Raw genomic sequence first — 16,246 nt, forward strand, 5'->3', positions numbered from 1 at the left:
ATCGTCGTATGCGACAACTGACCAGCCTCGACGCCCAGTTCCTGGCGATGGAAAACGATCGCGTGCAGGGCCACGTCAGCGTCCTCGGTGTCTACGAGTCGCACACCGCGGCCGGCCTGCCGCTGGATGCGGAGCTCGTCCGAGACGTCATCGGCAGCCGCTTGCATCTGTTGCCCACCTTCCGTTGGCGGCTCGCACAGGTCCCGTTCGCTCTGGACTACCCGTACTGGGTCGACGACGGCACTTTCGACATCGAGTACCACGTCCGTGAACTCGCGCTCCCGTCACCAGGTGACGCGCGCCAGCTCGCCGAGCAGGTGGCTCGCATCATCGGCCGCCAACTCGACCGGGCGCGCCCGCTGTGGGAGGTGTACGTGATCCACGGCCTCGCCGATGGCGGTGTCGCGGTGCTGACGAAGATGCACCACGCCGCGGTCGATGGCGTGTCCGGCGCCGAGGTGATGAGCATCCTGCTCGATGACACGGCGGGGCGCGAGCGCGAACCCGCGCCGGAGGTCCTCGCCGAGAGCTTCCCCTCGGAGGTGGAGATGCTGGGCCGCGGCCTGGTCGGCCTGCTGCGCCAGCCGTTTCGGGTGCTGCGCGCGGGCCCGACAGCGTTGCCGCACCTCGACGATGTGCCGACCATTCGGCACCTCCCAGCCGTGAAGGCCATTGCGCGCAGCAGCCGGTTGGTCAAGCGCGCGTTGCGGGGCGGCGCCGGCGGCGCGACTTTGCGGGGCAGCGACATCTCCGCGCCGCGCACCCGGTTTCAGGCCCGCGTGTCACCGCACCGCCGCGTCGCCTTCGGCTCGTTGCCACTCGGCGAGGTCAAGGACGTCAAGAACACGTTCGAGTGCACCGTCAACGACGTCGTCCTGGCCATCTGCACCGCAGGTCTGCGGTCCTGGCTCGGCGACCAGGCCGAGCTGCCCGACGAGCCGCTCGCCAGCTTCATCCCGATGTCGGTGCGAACCCCGGAGCAGCGCGGCACCTTCGGCAACCGGGTCTCGGTGATGTTGACCGCGCTGCCCACCGACGAGGCCGATCCGGTTGTGCGGCTGAGCCGCATCAACGAGGCCATGAGCGACGCCAAGGAGCGCCACCGCGCGCTGCCCGCATCGCTGCTGCAGGACGCCAACCACTTCATCCCCCCGGCGCTGTTCGCTCAGGCGGCCAGGGCGACATCGCGACTGGCGGGCCTGCGCGGGCTGGATCAGCCTGCGAACGTGATGATCTCGAATGTTCCGGGCCCGTCGGCCCCGCTGTACCTCGGCGGTGCCCGCCAGCGCGCGCAGTTCCCGGTCTCGGGGGTGCTCGACGGAATCGGCATCAACATCACCGTGATGAGCTACCAGGATTCGCTCGAGTTCGGCATCGTCGTCGACCGCGAACTCGTCGACGACCCGTGGCCGATCCTCGACGCTCTGCGCGCTGGCCTGGACGAGCTGCGTGACGCCGCCGATGCGGCGAATTCAACTGTGTCGCAACGCAGGAAGACCCCAACTCGCAGGAAGGCGACCTCATGACCGCCCACATGCTGCGCAGCAACAGCATGGACGACTACCCGCTCGCGCTGACCGCCATCGTGGAACGCGCCGAATGGTTCCACGCCGACCAGCCGGTCGTGTCACGCCGCCCGTCGGGGGCGATCGCCCGAACCACCTTCGGCACCTGCGCGAGTCGGGCACGACGGCTCGCCGGGGCACTGTCGGCACTCGGTGTGCGCGAGGGCGAACCGGTGGCCACCCTGCTGTGGAACCAGAGCGAACACCTCGAACTGTACTTCGCGGTTCCCGCCATGGGTGCGGTAATCCACACACTCAACCCGCGGCTGTTCCCCGACGAACTCGGCTACATCGTCGGCGACGCCGAAGACAACGTGATCGTCGTCGACGAGTCGTTGTTGGAGGTGTTCGAATCCTTCCGCTTCGCACGCGATTTCACACACGTCATCGTCGTCACGCACACCGGAGAAGCACCGGAGGGAACGCTGGACTACGAATCGCTGATAGCCGACGCCGAGCCTGTCGAGTGGCCCGCCCTCGACGAATCCCGCGCGGCGGCGATGTGTTACACATCCGGCACCACCGGACGGCCCAAGGGTGTGGTGTATTCCCACCGGGCGCTCACGTTGCATTCGCTTGTCGCCGCGCTGCCCGACCAGCTGGCGGTATCGGCACACGACACCGTTCTTCCCGTCGTGCCGATGTTCCACGCCAACGCGTGGGGCCTGCCGTATGCCGCGGCGCTGGCCGGCGCCCGCCTGGTGTTGCCGGGGCCGCGGCTGGATGCCGAAAGCGTGCTCGATTTGTGTGCGGCTGAACGGGTCACGATGACGGCGGGTGTGCCGACGGTGTGGATGGGGATGCTCGCGGCACTCGACGCCGAACCGGACAAGTGGGACCTGTCCGAGCTGGACCGGCTGATCGTCGGGGGCGCGGCCGTGCCGCGGTCGATGTTCGAGGGGTTCGACCGCCACGGCTTGACCGTCGTGCAGGCGTGGGGAATGACCGAGACCGCACCGCTGGGAGCCGTCTGCCGGCTGCCGGGGCGCCTCTTCGAGAGCGAGCGTGACGAGCAGTACAGCCATCGCATCCGGCAGGGTGTCGCCACCCCGTTCTTCGAGATCCGGGCGCGCGACGACAACGGAGCGCTCATCGCCTGGGACGACGCCGCCATGGGCGAATTGGAGGTGCGCGGCCCCTGGGTGGCGTCGAGCTACCACGGCGGGCGGGGCGCCGACGGCTTCACACCCGACGGCTGGTTCCGCACCGGAGACGTGGTGCGGATCGACCCGCACGGCTGCATCCGGATCTGCGATCGGTCGAAAGACCTCGTCAAGTCCGGCGGCGAATGGATCTCCTCGGTGGACCTGGAGAACCAGCTCATGTCGCACGCCGCCGTCGCGCAGGCCGCCGTGATCGCGGTGCCCGACGAACGCTGGGGCGAGCGCCCGCTGGCCGTCGTGGTGCTCCGCGAAGGCGGGCGAGCATCGGCCGATGAACTGCGCGACCACCTGGCCCGGGAGTTCGCCAAATGGCAACTGCCCGACCGGTTCGAGTTCATGGAAGCGATCCCCTGCACCGCCACCGGCAAGTTCAAGAAATCCGTCCTACGAAACCTGTTCACCACAGCCTGAAAGGAACCCACCATGAGCAGATTCGACATCTCCCAGACCAACCGGGCCGTGGAGCGCTTGATCGAGACCACGGACAACCCCCGTCATCTCTACCTGCTGCACGCCTACAACCGGCACCGCTACCTGGAGATGGCCGGCCGGTACGAGGAGATCTTCGCTCCGGACATGACGGTCGAGAAACCCGTCTACCACTTCAACATGCTCGGCAAGAGCGTGACCGTCGAGGGCGCGGATGCCGTCAAGGCGCTGTACCGGCAATGGCGGGACACGGCGCAGTGCGTTTTCTATGTCGACGACGAGAAGCTGGCGGTCAGCGACGACATGATCGTGTCGACCTCGGTCATCTACCAACAAACCCCCGGCGCCATCCTGGCGGCCGAGGCGGTGCCCGCCGATCCTCAGGCCACCTATCTGGTCAAGACCGCCGAGCACATGATCTGGCCCTACCAAGACGGACTGCTCGTCGGTGAGGACGTGTGGGAGTACGACGAGACCGCGCGCGAGTTCATCATGCTCGACCCGGCCGACGTGCTCACCATCGAACAGTCCGCTGCGCTGCTCGACCCGCTGATCAAGCCGCTGCCGGAACACAATCCGTTCCTGCGGTGACCACAGCCCGCAGTGTCTAGGGTGATGAGTCGGAACCGGCGAAAGGACCACGATGCCCGAACGTGCTGACACCGATGTGGTCGCGCCGAAGCTGCCGTGGGGTGAGACACTACCATTTCCTCCCACCCCGTCGGCGAGCGTCGCAGGGCGCACGCTGCAGGAGTCGGCGTACACCCAGCGGGTGGTCCCCCGTCGTCTGCATGACGCCGCGCCCAACATCGTGATCGTTCTCATCGACGACGCTGGACCGGGGTTGCCGAGCACCTTCGGCGGTGAAGTCCGCACCGAAACCATGGACCGGGTCTGTTCGGAAGGTGTGTCTTACAACAGGTTTCACACCACCGCGATGTGCTCACCAACCCGCGCGTCGCTGCTCACCGGACGCAACCACCATGAGATCGGCAACGGCCAGATCGCCGAACTGGCCAACGACTGGGACGGTTACTCCGGCAAGATCCCGCGGTCCAGCGCGACGGTGGCCGAGGTGCTCAAACAGTACGGGTACGCCACCTCGGCATTCGGCAAGTGGCACAACACCCCTGCCGAGGAAACGACAGCGGCGGGTCCGTTCGAGAACTGGCCCACCGGTCTGGGTTTCGAATACTTCTACGAGTTTCTCGCGGGCGAGGCCTCGCAATACGAGCCGCATCTGGTCCGCAATACCACCGTCGTCGCCCCGCCGCGGACCCCCGAAGAGGGGTATCACCTGTCGGAGGATCTGGCCGACGACGCGATCTCCTGGTTGCGTCGGCACAAGGCGTTCAGTGCTGAAAGACCGTTCTTCATGTACTGGGCCAGCGGCTGCCTGCACGGCCCGCACCACATCATGAAGGAATGGGCGGACAAGTACGCAGGCAGGTTCGACGACGGCTGGGACGCCTACCGACAGCGTGTGTTCGAGCGGGCCAAGGAGAAGGGCTGGCTTCCACCGGACTGCAAGCTCACCGAGCGCGACGACACCCTGGCGTCCTGGGACAGCATCCCCGAGGACGAGAAGCCGTTCCAGCGGCGCCTCATGGAGGTCGCGGCGGGCTACGCCGAGCACGTCGACGTCCAGGTCGGCCGTCTCGCCGACGAGTTGGACCGGCTCGGCTACGGCGACAACACGCTGTTCCTCTACATCTGGGGCGACAACGGTTCATCGGGTGAAGGCCAGAACGGCACGATCGCCGAACTGTTGGCGCAGAACGGGATTCCGACAACAGTCCGCCAGCACATCGACGCGCTCGACGAGCTCGGCGGCCTCGACGTGCTCGGGTCGCCTCTGGTCGACAACCAGTACCACGCCGGGTGGGCATGGGCGGGCAGCACACCGTACAAGGGGATGAAACTGCTGGCCTCCCATCTGGGCGGCACCCGAAATCCGCTGGCCATCAAGTGGCCCGCCAAGATCGCCCCGGACACCACGCCGCGAGACAGCTTCCTTCACTGCAACGACGTGGTGCCCACCATCTTCGACATCGTGGGCATTGAGGCACCGCGCGTGGTCAACGGTGAACCGCAGATTCCGCTCGCCGGAGCGAGTTTCGCGCACAACCTGGCCAACCGCCAGGCTCCCGGCGGAAAGAAGACCCAGTACTTCGAGATCATGGGCAGCCGTGCGATCTACCACGACGGGTGGCTGGCGTGTGCCCGCGGCCCGCGTCTGCCGTGGGTGCCGGGCCAGCCCGAGGGCATCGCCACCTGGACGCCCGACGCCGACGCCTGGGAGCTGTATCACCTCGACGAGGATTGGTCTCAGGCCGACGATCTCGCGCACGAGGCACCCGAGAGGCTGACCCAGATGCGCGAGATGTTCGCCATTGAGGCGGCGCGCAATTCGGTGCTCCCGATCGGCGGCGGATTGTGGGTGCCCGTCTATCACCCCGAGTTGCGGATCGCTCCGCCGTACCGGGAGTGGGAGTTCTCCGGAGACATGGTGCGCATGCCGGAGTTCTGTGCGCCCGCGCTGGGAAACAAGAACAACGTCGTAACCATCGATGCCGAAGTTCCCGCCGACGCAAACGGCGTGCTGTACGCGCTCGGAGCCGCCGCCGGAGGGCTGACCTGCTATCTCGACGATGGGTACTTGTGCTACGAGTACAACCTGTTCCTCCTGCAGCGCACCAAGATCCGGTCCGGTGCGAAAATCCCGCCGGGGCGCACCACCATCTCGGTTCAAACCCGCTACGCCGAACAGCGACCCGCCGGACCACTGGACATCACTCTGGTTGTCGGAGGGGGAACCGTTGCGACAGGACAGGTTCCCGTGAGCGCTCCGCTGTTGTTCACCGCCAACGACTGCCTCGACATCGGAACCTGCCTCGGCTCACCGGTTTCACTGGACTACCGCGAGCGAGCCCCGTTCCCGTTCGAGGGTCGCATCGACCGCGTCTATATGGCCTACACCTGATTCGGCGGATCGGTCATACGGCAGCCTGTGAATCGGAGGTCACCTATCACCTGCCCCCATGGACTCGGCTGCGGCGATGTGGGCGCTGAACTCCGCACGTTCAGCGGCTGAGCGGTATTGGCGCACCCAGCTTCGGTGGTTCTCGGCCTCACCTGCCGCCTTGGCCAGCAGACCCCGCAACCGCAGAATCGCGATCTCGTGCAATACGAACCCCGGTTCGGTGGGTACTGCCGCCAGCCGGTCGACGGCGGCTCGCGCGCGCTGAAGGTCACCGCTCCGCCCGTGCGTCAGCAACGCTTCGACGAGCACGGTGGTTGCCGCGCCTCGGGTGAACATCTCACCGGTCCCGAGCGCCTGCTCGAGGATCGCCTCCGCCATCATGATCGCACCGTCGGCGTCGCCCGCCGCCGCCTTGCAACGGGCAATCTCGACATCCGCAATTCGCCGGAGCCCATTCGACAGTCGTGACAGATAGTCATGCGCGGCCAGCAACAAGTCTGAACCGGCCTCGCGATGCTCCGGTGCCGCGTGAATCAGGGTAATGCCGCGAATGAGCCTGGCGAGGGTGATCGCCGTCGGGTCCCCAGACTCATCGGCCTCTCGCAGCCACTCTGCCGTGTATGCGATCGCGCTCGCGTCGGGTGTTACCGTCCCGTACTGGTAAGCCAGGACATACCTGTATAGCGCTGCGTTGCAGCGCGATGTGATGTCGAACCGCAAGGCGATCTCGAGCCCGTGGTCGAGGTCCGCGAGCCAACCCGCCCTGCACATGCACATCTTCGCGGTACCCCGCAGCGTGTAGGCCCACGCCAGCGGAGAGGCAACCATGATGTCTCCCATGGCAGCATCGCCACCGGCGAGGCTGATCGCCCGCTCAGTGAATCTGAGACATTCGCTCGCTTCACCGGCTTCGTACTTCGCTTGTGCGGCAGCGGGAAGAAGCCCGACCGTGATGGTCGGATCACCGATCGACTCGACGAGATCGACGAATTCGGAGGCCAGTTCGGAGGCGTGGCGATGATGCGACATGAAGGCCAGGGTCGTAAGGTGACCCGCCATACCGATGGCGAGGGAGGTCTTGTCGCCCGCGAGCGACGTGAGTCGCTGCAATTCGTCGAAGCCGGTTTCAGCCGGGCCCCCGCCCACCCGAAACGTAGTTGCGCAGATCAGCGTTCGCGGTGCGATCTGGCAGGCGAGTCGCTCGGGGTCCTCGGCGGGCATCCGGTCTGCGGCACCACGCGCCCGCTGCCAGCTTGTCCGAGCGGCGCGGTGATCTCGATAGTTGAACCACGAGCCGGCACGCATATGCCACTGGAACGCTTCGTGGAAATCTCCCGCGGCCTCCCACTGGGTGGCGATCAGTGCGGCGTTTTCATCGATCGGGTCAATGGCCGTCGCGAGGTGGCGATGCAGCTTCTCCCGGTCGGAGCGCAACTGAGAGTTGTAAGCGACATCCTGGATCAGCGGATGGCGAAAGGCGTACTCATCACGGGACGTCGCGGACATCGCAACGATCAACTCACCGTCGACTAGCGCCGCCCACTCGGCATCAGGCGTGAGCTTCTCGACGAGGTCCGCACTGAACTGCGAACCGATTACCGCCGCCGCGTGCAGGGTCCGCTTTGCCCGCTCGTCCAGCCGGTCGATACGCGCAGCGATGGCGGCCTGCAACGTGGCGGGTACGTGAATGTCCTCAATGGGCGTGACACAGCGGTGCCCGCCCCGGGGGCCGCACAACACGCCGCGCTCGGCGAGGTCCCTGACGATTTCCTCGGCGAAGAACGGGACGCCGGCGGCCCGTTCGGTGACCTTGCTCGCCAGCACCTTGACCGACGGGTCGGCACCGAGCAGTTCGGCTGTCAGCTCGGCGCTCTTCGAACGGTCGAGTGGGGCAAGCTCCACAGTCTCGATATTTGCAACCGTCGAAAGATGGCCGTGGTACTCCGGCCGATAGGTCACCAGCATCGCTGACCGGGTTCGGGGCAGTGCAGCGGCCATGTCGGTGAGCAATTCCTCGCTCACGACGTCGATCCAGTGCAGGTCTTCCACGACGTAGAGCATGGGTTTTGCGCGACCGATCAGACCCGATTCAAGGATCTCTAGGAGGCGCCGACGGCGGGCGTCGGGACTGACCTCTAGCTGCGCTGCATCGAGGTCCCGGATTCCGAGCAGGTCGTCGAGCAGCGAGATGTCCCGATCGTCGCAAGCAGGGAGCAGGTCACGAAGTCGAGTTCGCGCCTGTTCCGGCTGCAGGTCGCTGACGCCCATCGCCACGCGCAACATGCGCGCGACGACGTGGAAGGAAATTCCGCGGGTGTGTGATTCGCAGTAGGTATAGACGGCCTCCGCACCGAAAGCGTTCACGGTGGCTGTCGATTCCCGGACCAACCGACTCTTGCCGATGCCCGGAGGTCCGACGACCGCGACGACACCCCCACCACTGTGAAGCGCCACCTTCAACGCTTCGCGAACAGCGGCCATCTCGCGATCCCGCCCGACGAGTCGGGATTTGTTCGTAACGGCGCGGTGGTGTTCGGAATCGACCGTCAGCAGCGGATGCGCCCGAACCGGATCGACGGCACCTTTGACGCGCACAGACCGCGGCTCACCCAGAACCGCTTGATGTTGAACGAGCCTGGCAGTTGAGGCGCTGAGCATGACACCACCGGGATCGGCGACGGACTCCATCCGCTGGGCCAGCCCGACGTGCTGACCAGAAACCGTGTATCTCATCGGCCCCGTGCCGATCTCGCCGACAACCACCTCGCCCGAATTCAGGCCGACCCTCACCTGCAGGGCAATCCCGTCGCGTCGGTGCACCTCGGCGGCCAATATGCGGGCCTGCGCCTGGACGTCGAGCGCGGCCAAGCAAGCGCGCAGCGCGTGGTCTTCCATGGCAGCGGGCGCCCCGAACAACGCCATGAACCCGTCGCCTGTGAACTGGTTCATCGTGCCGCCATACCGCTGCACCACCGCCCCGGACCGTTCGACGAGCTCCGTCATCAACTCGCGCAAACGTTCGGCACCGAGCCTCTCGGCGATGTCCATAGAACGCACGACATCGGCGAACAGGATCGTCACCTGTTTGTACTCGGTCATGTGGTCAGGCTTCGACAGTGCGCTGCCGCAGGCGTCACAGAACCGAGCGTGCTCTCGTGGCTGGGCCCCGCATTGTTCGCACGGGGGCTGCGCTGTCGTCACATCAGTTCTTCGCAGGTTGGGGCGGTGGCTACGGAGTATTGTCCCGTCTACAGGCGCGCCCGGTACGGGCTTCGGACGAAGTCTCGCTCCGGGTACTTCGCACATCAACGAGGCCACGCTCATGCCCCGTTTCCGATACGTGTTCCAGAAGCAACATCGCCCGCTGCGCCGCGTACCGTCAAGAGCGATGTGCCAGTACTGCGGGTGCCGCGACATGCCCTTGATCCGGGACTACATCGACGAGCACGCCCGCGTCCTGAACCTGGGGGGTGAGGCCGTCCGGCGCATCGACCGCGGCGACCTCGACACCGCGCGACGGCTGTTGGCCGAGATGGCGCAGGAGCTGGAGACCCACTGGCGCGGCGAGGAGGAGGGCCTGTTCAAGGTGCTCCTACGCGAGGAGTTGTTCGCCGAGCACATCGAGCCCCTCATTCGCGAGCACCGTGAGCTTGCCGAGCTCCTCGCCTCCGTGGACCTGACGCGCGAGGCCGATCAGCGGGCCATCCGCGACGCCGTCGAGGACCTCTGGGAGCACACGCGCAAGGAGGAGGACGGGATCTTCCCCGCGTCGATCACGGAGTTGGACGGCGACGACTGGGATGCGGCGATCGCGGCGTGGCACGAAGCCCATCCCGGCCGGCAGATGGTCGACTGGGGCGTGTGACGCTCACCCGTCCCTAAGGTGGAGGGATGACCGCCGCACAACGGGAACGCGCCGCACTCGTCGAGACTATGCGCGAGGTCGGACCGGACGCCCCCACCTTGTGTGGGGACTGGACCACCCGGGACCTCGCCGCGCATCTGGTGGTACGCGAGCGCAGGCTCGACGCCACCCCGGGGATCATGATCCCCGCACTGGCCGGATACACCGACAAGGTGCAACGGCAGACCGCGCAGACCGACTGGCAGGAACTGCTCGACAAGGTCGCCTCCGGCCCGCCGCTGTACTCGCCGTTCAAACTGCTCGACCCGGTGGCCAACATGGGCGAGATGTACATCCACCACGAAGACGTCAGACGCGCGCAATCCGGTTGGGAGCCAAGGCCTCTGGATAACAGCACAATCAGCGCCCTGACACGTTCGCTGCCGCTGATGGCGAAGATGACGCTGGCCAAGGCGCCCGCGCGGATGACGCTGAAGACACCCCAGGGCAAGGTGCTGGCCACGGCCGGAAAGGGTCAACCGCTGACCGTCGTCGGCGAAGCGCAGGAACTGCTGCTGTTCATCTCCGGTCGCGACGAAGTGCGCCTGGACTTCGACGGCGATCCGGCGACCGTCGAGGCGGTTCGCGGAAACCGTCGCGGGCTGTGATCCGTCGATCGTGCCTAAGCTGGCGTCCGTGAGCTCATCGGTGGATTTGCGGGTTTTCGTCGAACCGCAGCAGGGCGCGTCGTACGCCGACCAGCTCGCCGTCGCGCGGGCCGCGGAAGATCTGGGCTTCTCCGCCTTCTTCCGGTCCGATCACTACCTCGCGATGAGCGGGAACGGTCTGCCGGGCCCGACCGACTCGTGGGTCACGCTGGCCGGTATCGCGCGCGAGACGTCGACGATCCGCCTGGGGACGATGGTGACGTCGGCGACCTTCCGATTTCCGGGCCCACTGGCGATATCGGTCGCCCAGGTCGATGAGATGAGCGGGGGCCGTGTGGAATTCGGCCTCGGAGCGGGCTGGTTCGAGGCCGAACACCAGGCGTACGCGATCCCGTTCCCGTCGCTGGGCGAACGATTCGACCGGCTCGCCGAACAGCTGGAGATCATCACCGGGCTGTGGACGACGCCGCAGGGCGAGACGTTCGACTATTCCGGCCGGCACTACACGGTCGCCGACTCTCCCGGCCTGCCCAAACCCGCGCAGTCACCGCACCCGCCGGTGATCATCGGCGGCCAGGGCGCCAAGCGCACGCCCGCGCTGGCAACGAAGTACGCCACCGAGTTCAACGTTCCGTTCGTGCCGCTCGACACGGTCAGGACCCAGTTCGAGCGCGTCGCCGCGGCCGTGTCCGATGCCGGGCGATCCCCCGATTCGATGACGTACTCCGCGGCGTTCGTGCTGTGCGCCGGCCGCGACGACGGCGAGATCGCCCGCAGGGCGGCGGCGATCAACCGCGAGGTCGACGAGTTGCGGAGTAACTCTCCGACGGTCGGCACGCCCGCCGAGATCACAGACAAACTGGGGCCGTTCCTGGAGGCCGGTGTTCAGCGCATATACCTGCAGGTCCTCGATATGTCAGACCTCGATCACCTGGAGTTCGTCGCCCGCGAGGTGCGGCCGCAGCTTCGCTGAGCAGGCGCGCGCGGGCCCGCGGCCCTACGATCAGTGGCCGTGCCCGGCGGCAACAGTGACGACGACCGCGGTGGGAACCCGCCGCCGCAGCCCTGGTACAACCGCACGCCGGAAGTGGTCGGCGCGAGCCTGGTCGGCCTGGTCGCGATCGGGATCCTGGTGCTCGCGGTGTCCTTCGTCACCGGCCGATCGAGCGAGCCGCCGCAGGCGCCGCTGAACTACGTCGAGCCGACGTTCACCGCAACCGAGACCCAGACGGCCACCACCGCGACGATCACCACGACCAGTCCACCGCAGACAACCGATATCAACGACATCACGCCCTCGGAGACGACGACCTCGGGCAGCGAGACGACGTCCACCAGCGAGACGACGACCAGCAGCGAAACGACGCCAACCAGTGAGGCCGACGAGGACGAGGATCCGACCACGACCCGCACGACGCGCCGACCCCGGACGAATGTGACGCGCACGCTTTATCCGTACCCCTGAGGGCCTACTATCGGTGGCCGTGGCGCGATACGGACCCCCCGAGGACCCGAACCATCCCGACAACGAGCCGACGGCGTACCTCAATTACGGCGACGGCGGCCCCGGGTTGCCTCCCGAGGAGCCGATTCCCTGGTACCGCAAGCCCGCTGCGCTGGTCGCGTTCGGCGCTATCGGCGCGTTACTCGTCGCCCTCATCGTGTGGGGGCTGGCCAGCCTGATCAGCGGCAACGACTCCACCACCGAGCCCACGTCGTTGACGCCGTTGACCACGACGCGGACGACCGCACCGGTCACCACAACACAGTCGCCCCAGACGGTGACCGAGACCATCACCGCACCACCGGCGGCGCCCACCACCACGGAGCCGACCACCACCACGACGACCACGACGACCACCCCGCCGCCGACCACGAGCATCAGCACCGAAACCAGCACCGAAACGGTGACCGAGACCGAGACCGTGACGGCGCCGCCGACTCCTTAAGCCCGGTGCTGAGCGGCGTACGCGGCCACCAACGCCTCGGCGCTGCGGACCGCCGCCCGGCAAGCCCTGGTGGTGAACGGGTCGTTCAACGGATGCTCGGCGCGCCGGCGCCAGCGCTGAGCGGCCGCGAACGCCGCGCGCGGCCCGTCGTACGGATTGTCCGGCTGCAGGCCGAGCCTGCTGGCCGCGTCGGTGCCCGAACCACCGATGATCCGGCGCAGCGAGGCGATCTCGTCGTCGTTCAATGTTGTTGGTCGCGAGCGTAACTGGCTCAACAGTCGCAGCTCCTCGAACGCGTGCGTGTCGGCGAGCAGCGGGTCGATGTCGGCCAGTATGTAGGGCGTGGCGTAAATCGGGTTGGCCTGCACGAACTGACGCAGCGACAGCAACGCGGTGTGGGCCTTGAGCAGATCCGACCGCTGCGCGAACTGCTGATCGATCACCTCCCGCAACGCCACTAACCCGCTGCGTTCCAACAACTCGTCGGCCAGCGCCACCGAATCGCTGACCCCGGCGCGCAGCACCGCGATCGAGATCCGGATCCCGAACATGCCGAACCGGTCCAGCAGTGCCGCCCGCGTTGCAGCGTCCACCGGCAACTGGCTGTCGTCGCGGACGAAGCGGTCCACCGACAGCATCGCCTTGGTCAGCTCGGCGGCGTCCACCCCGGCCAACTTCTCCAGCGCGACGAACTCGCTCTGCCGCAACGTCCGTGCCGTCAACGCCAACAGGCCGGACACCGGCACCACCGCCTGACACGTTCCGGTCCGCTCCATCTCGGCGGTGAACCGCGTCGCGACGTCCTTGGCTGACAGCATCGCATCGATGCGCCCTGCCCCGATCTCGTCGGCGCGAGAGGCCACCCCGATCACACCCAACGCGCCCGCGGAACCGCCGACCAACTCACCGATCTGCTTGAGCAGTGCGATATCGGAGGCGTTCAGCGTCCGCAACAGGAAGACCACCGCGTCGACCCTTGGCACCCCGTCCTCGGGTACGAGCAGGCGCAGTGTGCGCTCGGAGACGTCGCGGGACAGCGACGACGTGCCCGGGGTGTCGATGATCGTGGTGTCGATCAGCTCGGCGGCCGGCCATTCCACGTCGAGGTCGACGATGTCCTGGGGATCGAGCGTGGCGAAGTCGAACGTCAGCCCGCCCTCGTTGGGATCGCGCCCGATCGGCACGTTGGAACGCCTGCCGCCGCGGTGGTTCGCGGTCACCTTCGGTGTGGGACCGTGCCGGAACCACGTCACGATCCGGGTGGCCTCGGTGGCGTCTGTCGGCGCAATGTCTTCGCCCACAAGCGCATTCACCAACGTCGACTTACCCGCCTTGAGTGTGCCGGCCAGGGCGACCCGGATCGGCTGGTTGAGCCGGCCGCCGATGCGCTCCAACTCGTTGTGCACATCGGGGCGATGACCATAAGCGGGATCGGCCTGGTACGCCTGGATGGTTCCGCCCAGGATCGCGCGCACCTGATCGCTTGTGCTCATTTCGCGCTGTCCACCAATGCTCCTGGCTGCTCTCCGGGTTCGGCGATGGCCAAGAGTCCAGCTTATGCACCGGGGCCGCTACGTGGTCCCGACGGGTTAAGCCGCGGTCTCGGTCCGCATCAGTTTCGTGGCGTGCTCGGTGACCTGGTTGAGGATGTTCAGTTGGCGCTCGAGTTCCTTGATCCGGCCGCTGCGTTCGGCCTCCTGCACCTGCGCGGCGGCGATGGTCGCCTGCAAAGACTCGTTGAGCGATCTGGAGGTCTGGTTGGCGATACCGCGGTAGTGGTCGCGCAGCTGCCGTTGGATCGCCTTGAGCCGGTCGCGCGATTCCTTGCCCACCGCGAACTGGGTGTCGTCGAGGAATCGGCGCGTATTGGTCTTGGCCTCGTTACGGACCCGCAGCATCCGGTTCTCCATGTTCTCGCGGTACGCCGTGCGCCCCATCAGCAGACCCGCCCCCAACGAGATCGGGTTGAACATGCCCAGGCCCGCGAACGACGTCATCATGCCGAACATCAGGACGCCGCCGTACGAGCCCTGCATACCCATGGTCAACTTGCGTCCCGCGCGGACCGGCTTGGCCTCCAGCTTGCCCAGGGATTTCATCTCCCCGAGGCTGGCACCCATCCGGCTGGGGTCGAGCTGGGGCATGCTGACCGCGTCGAGACCCGCCTCCACAAACGTGCGCGCGACCTCGGCGGCCAGCGCCTCGGCGCGTTGATAGGCCCAGACGAAGTTGTCGCCGACGGCCGTCGCGACCGCGTTCTCGAGTTCGGTACCGATTTCGGCCCAGTGATGTGTCGGGTCGCAGGTGTCGATGACCTTTTCGATGTGTTGGCCGATGACGCGGAACCGCCCCCGCAGATCGTGGTCGACATCGGCGGTCAGATCGGCGATTCCGTCGTTGAGCACTTGCTGCCACAGCGCGGTCTGCTGCAAGGCATCCTGGGCCTCCTGCTTACGCCGTTCGAGGTCCTCCTTCAGCCGGTCACGCGTCTCGGGGTCGTTGAGTGCGGACAGCTCGGCCTTGACCTTCAGTGTCAAATGTTCGGCTGCCGAATAGATCTCGTTGACGACGTGGTCGCGGATCCGGCCGTTCTGCAGCGCCAGCACCTGCTCGCTGAGGAACTTCACGATGGCCGGGAAGTTCGACTCTTCGTTGAGCTCCTTGTCGTTGAGCGCGATCGCGTGGCTGCGCAGCAATGAGGAGGCCGGGATCATCGGCACGTTGACACCCGCGCGCTGCAGATGCGCCTTGTTGGCATCGACGATCTGGCGCCAGTGCGGATAAAGGTCGGTCTTGGTCGCGATTATCGTTGCGACAGGGCAGATCTCGAAGGCCTGCCGCATGAACGTCATCTCGGGCTCGGTGAACTCCTGGCTGGTGTCGCTGCACATCAACAGCGCATCGGCGTCGGGAAGCAGGCCCAGCGTCGCGGAGAGGTGAGGTTGGCCGTGCCCGCCGACGCCCGGAGTGTCGACGAACGCGAGCCCGTTCTTGAGCAGCGGGCTGGCCGCGGTCACCTCCACGCGGATCACCTCACGCCCATGGGCCTGCGGCGCCCGACGCAGGTCGTTCTTGATGTCGGCCATCGGGATCTCTACGGCCTCGGGTTCCTCGCCCTCGCCGCGCGCCACGATGAGCTTGGCGGCGGCGGTCTCGCCGTAGGTGACCACGGTCGGCAGCACCGTGCTCTCGTCGTCACCGACCCGCGAGACGGGAACGTTGAGAAGCGAGTTCAACAACTGGCTCTTGCCTTGTTTGAGCTGACCGGCGATCACCACCCGGATCTGCGGGTCGGTGATGCGGTCCTTGGCCTTGGCCAGCCGCTCGACCAGATCCGCGCGGTCGTTGGCAGCGGCGGTCCTGCTGGTGTGGTCGATCAGTTCGACGATGACTCTGGTTTGTTTGGCCGGCTCGCCGGCCTTGGCTTGTTTGGCCGGCTCGCCGGCCGAACTCTGGTTGGCCGGTCGTGGGCCGTTGCCTTGCGTCATGAAGTCCTCGCGTCCGGGTGGGCCGGTGAGTCAACGGTAGACGTGCCGACTGGCGGGGATCGTGGATTGATCCCCGCCAGTGGCGTTGTGTGGTTGGACTGGCGTTGTGTGGTTGGACTCAGAACAGGCCGGTGTCGACGGTGGTGCTCACATCGAC

Annotated in this window: 12 protein-coding genes; 9 read left to right on the top strand and 3 right to left on the bottom strand. The window is 66.6% G+C overall.

All coding sequences use genetic code 11. The features are described from left to right. The first annotated feature begins 8 nt into the window (after window positions 1-8). Genes AU198_RS11815 through AU198_RS11830 form a run of 4 tightly spaced genes read left to right on the top strand, consistent with a single transcriptional unit; the run spans window position 9 to window position 6,140 of the window. Window positions 9-1,526, top strand: coding sequence for a WS/DGAT/MGAT family O-acyltransferase (locus AU198_RS11815; protein WP_064348316.1), 1,518 nt, complete (start codon window positions 9-11; stop codon window positions 1,524-1,526). Continuing rightward, complete coding sequence (locus AU198_RS11820) at window positions 1,523-3,139, top strand: long-chain fatty acid--CoA ligase (protein ID WP_064348317.1); 1,617 nt, start codon at window positions 1,523-1,525, stop codon at window positions 3,137-3,139. Before AU198_RS11815 ends, AU198_RS11820 begins: the two co-directional genes overlap by 4 nt. A 12-nt stretch (window positions 3,140-3,151) precedes the next feature. After that, a complete protein-coding gene (locus AU198_RS11825) occupies window positions 3,152-3,748 on the top strand; it encodes a hypothetical protein (protein WP_064348318.1) in 597 nt (198 codons plus the stop codon). Between the two features lie 52 nt (window positions 3,749-3,800). Beyond that, a complete protein-coding gene (locus tag AU198_RS11830) occupies window positions 3,801-6,140 on the top strand; it encodes an arylsulfatase (RefSeq protein ID WP_064348319.1) in 2,340 nt (779 codons plus the stop codon). A 39-nt stretch (window positions 6,141-6,179) separates the two neighbouring features. Here the strand turns inward: AU198_RS11830 and AU198_RS11835 are convergent, their stop codons facing one another. Beyond that, window positions 6,180-9,239, bottom strand: a complete 3,060-nt coding sequence (locus AU198_RS11835) for an ATP-binding protein (RefSeq protein ID WP_082690982.1) — start codon at window positions 9,237-9,239, stop codon at window positions 6,180-6,182. A gap of 316 nt (window positions 9,240-9,555) precedes the next feature. On the opposite strand from AU198_RS11835, the gene AU198_RS11840 reads away from it, so the two are divergent. The 5 genes from AU198_RS11840 to AU198_RS11860 are packed head-to-tail and all read left to right on the top strand — an operon-like array spanning window position 9,556 to window position 12,601. After that, entirely contained in the window at window positions 9,556-10,005 is a 450-nt protein-coding gene (locus AU198_RS11840; RefSeq protein WP_231744655.1) for a hemerythrin domain-containing protein, read from the top strand. Window positions 10,006-10,031: 26 nt separating this feature from the next. Further along, a complete protein-coding gene (locus AU198_RS11845; RefSeq protein WP_064348321.1) occupies window positions 10,032-10,652 on the top strand; it encodes a TIGR03085 family metal-binding protein in 621 nt (206 codons plus the stop codon). Window positions 10,653-10,692: 40 nt separating this feature from the next. After that, a complete protein-coding gene (locus AU198_RS11850; protein ID WP_064348322.1) occupies window positions 10,693-11,625 on the top strand; it encodes an LLM class F420-dependent oxidoreductase in 933 nt (310 codons plus the stop codon). Between the two features lie 39 nt (window positions 11,626-11,664). After that, complete coding sequence (locus tag AU198_RS11855) at window positions 11,665-12,117, top strand: hypothetical protein (protein WP_156431572.1); 453 nt, start codon at window positions 11,665-11,667, stop codon at window positions 12,115-12,117. 19 nt (window positions 12,118-12,136) lie between these two features. Further along, on the top strand, window positions 12,137-12,601 hold the full coding sequence (locus AU198_RS11860; protein ID WP_064348324.1) for a hypothetical protein: 465 nt from the start codon (window positions 12,137-12,139) through the stop codon (window positions 12,599-12,601). On the opposite strand, the gene AU198_RS11865 is transcribed toward AU198_RS11860, so the two are convergent. Beyond that, window positions 12,598-14,094: a dynamin family protein gene (locus tag AU198_RS11865; RefSeq protein ID WP_064348325.1), complete on the bottom strand. Its 1,497-nt coding sequence runs from the start codon at window positions 14,092-14,094 to the stop codon at window positions 12,598-12,600. The two genes, AU198_RS11860 and AU198_RS11865, sit on opposite strands and share 4 nt — an antisense overlap. 96 nt (window positions 14,095-14,190) lie before the next feature. Beyond that, window positions 14,191-16,089, bottom strand: coding sequence for a dynamin-like GTPase family protein (locus AU198_RS11870; protein ID WP_082690983.1), 1,899 nt, complete (start codon window positions 16,087-16,089; stop codon window positions 14,191-14,193). Window positions 16,090-16,246: the final 157 nt, after the last annotated feature.

This window comes from Mycobacterium sp. GA-1199 (assembly GCF_001500045.1).
Classification (GTDB): Bacteria; Actinomycetota; Actinomycetes; order Mycobacteriales; family Mycobacteriaceae; genus Mycobacterium.

Coding starts and splice junctions, on each gene's coding strand:
- AU198_RS11825 (WP_064348318.1), top strand. CDS start 3,152: ATGAGCAGATTCGACATCTCCCAGACCAACCGGGCCGTGGAGCGCTTG.
- AU198_RS11840 (WP_231744655.1), top strand. CDS start 9,556: ATGCCCTTGATCCGGGACTACATCGACGAGCACGCCCGCGTCCTGAAC.
- AU198_RS11870 (WP_082690983.1), bottom strand. CDS start 16,089: ATGACGCAAGGCAACGGCCCACGACCGGCCAACCAGAGTTCGGCCGGC.
- AU198_RS11865 (WP_064348325.1), bottom strand. CDS start 14,094: ATGAGCACAAGCGATCAGGTGCGCGCGATCCTGGGCGGAACCATCCAG.
- AU198_RS11835 (WP_082690982.1), bottom strand. CDS start 9,239: ATGACCGAGTACAAACAGGTGACGATCCTGTTCGCCGATGTCGTGCGT.
- AU198_RS11845 (WP_064348321.1), top strand. CDS start 10,032: ATGACCGCCGCACAACGGGAACGCGCCGCACTCGTCGAGACTATGCGC.
- AU198_RS11815 (WP_064348316.1), top strand. CDS start 9: ATGCGACAACTGACCAGCCTCGACGCCCAGTTCCTGGCGATGGAAAAC.
- AU198_RS11830 (WP_064348319.1), top strand. CDS start 3,801: ATGCCCGAACGTGCTGACACCGATGTGGTCGCGCCGAAGCTGCCGTGG.
- AU198_RS11820 (WP_064348317.1), top strand. CDS start 1,523: ATGACCGCCCACATGCTGCGCAGCAACAGCATGGACGACTACCCGCTC.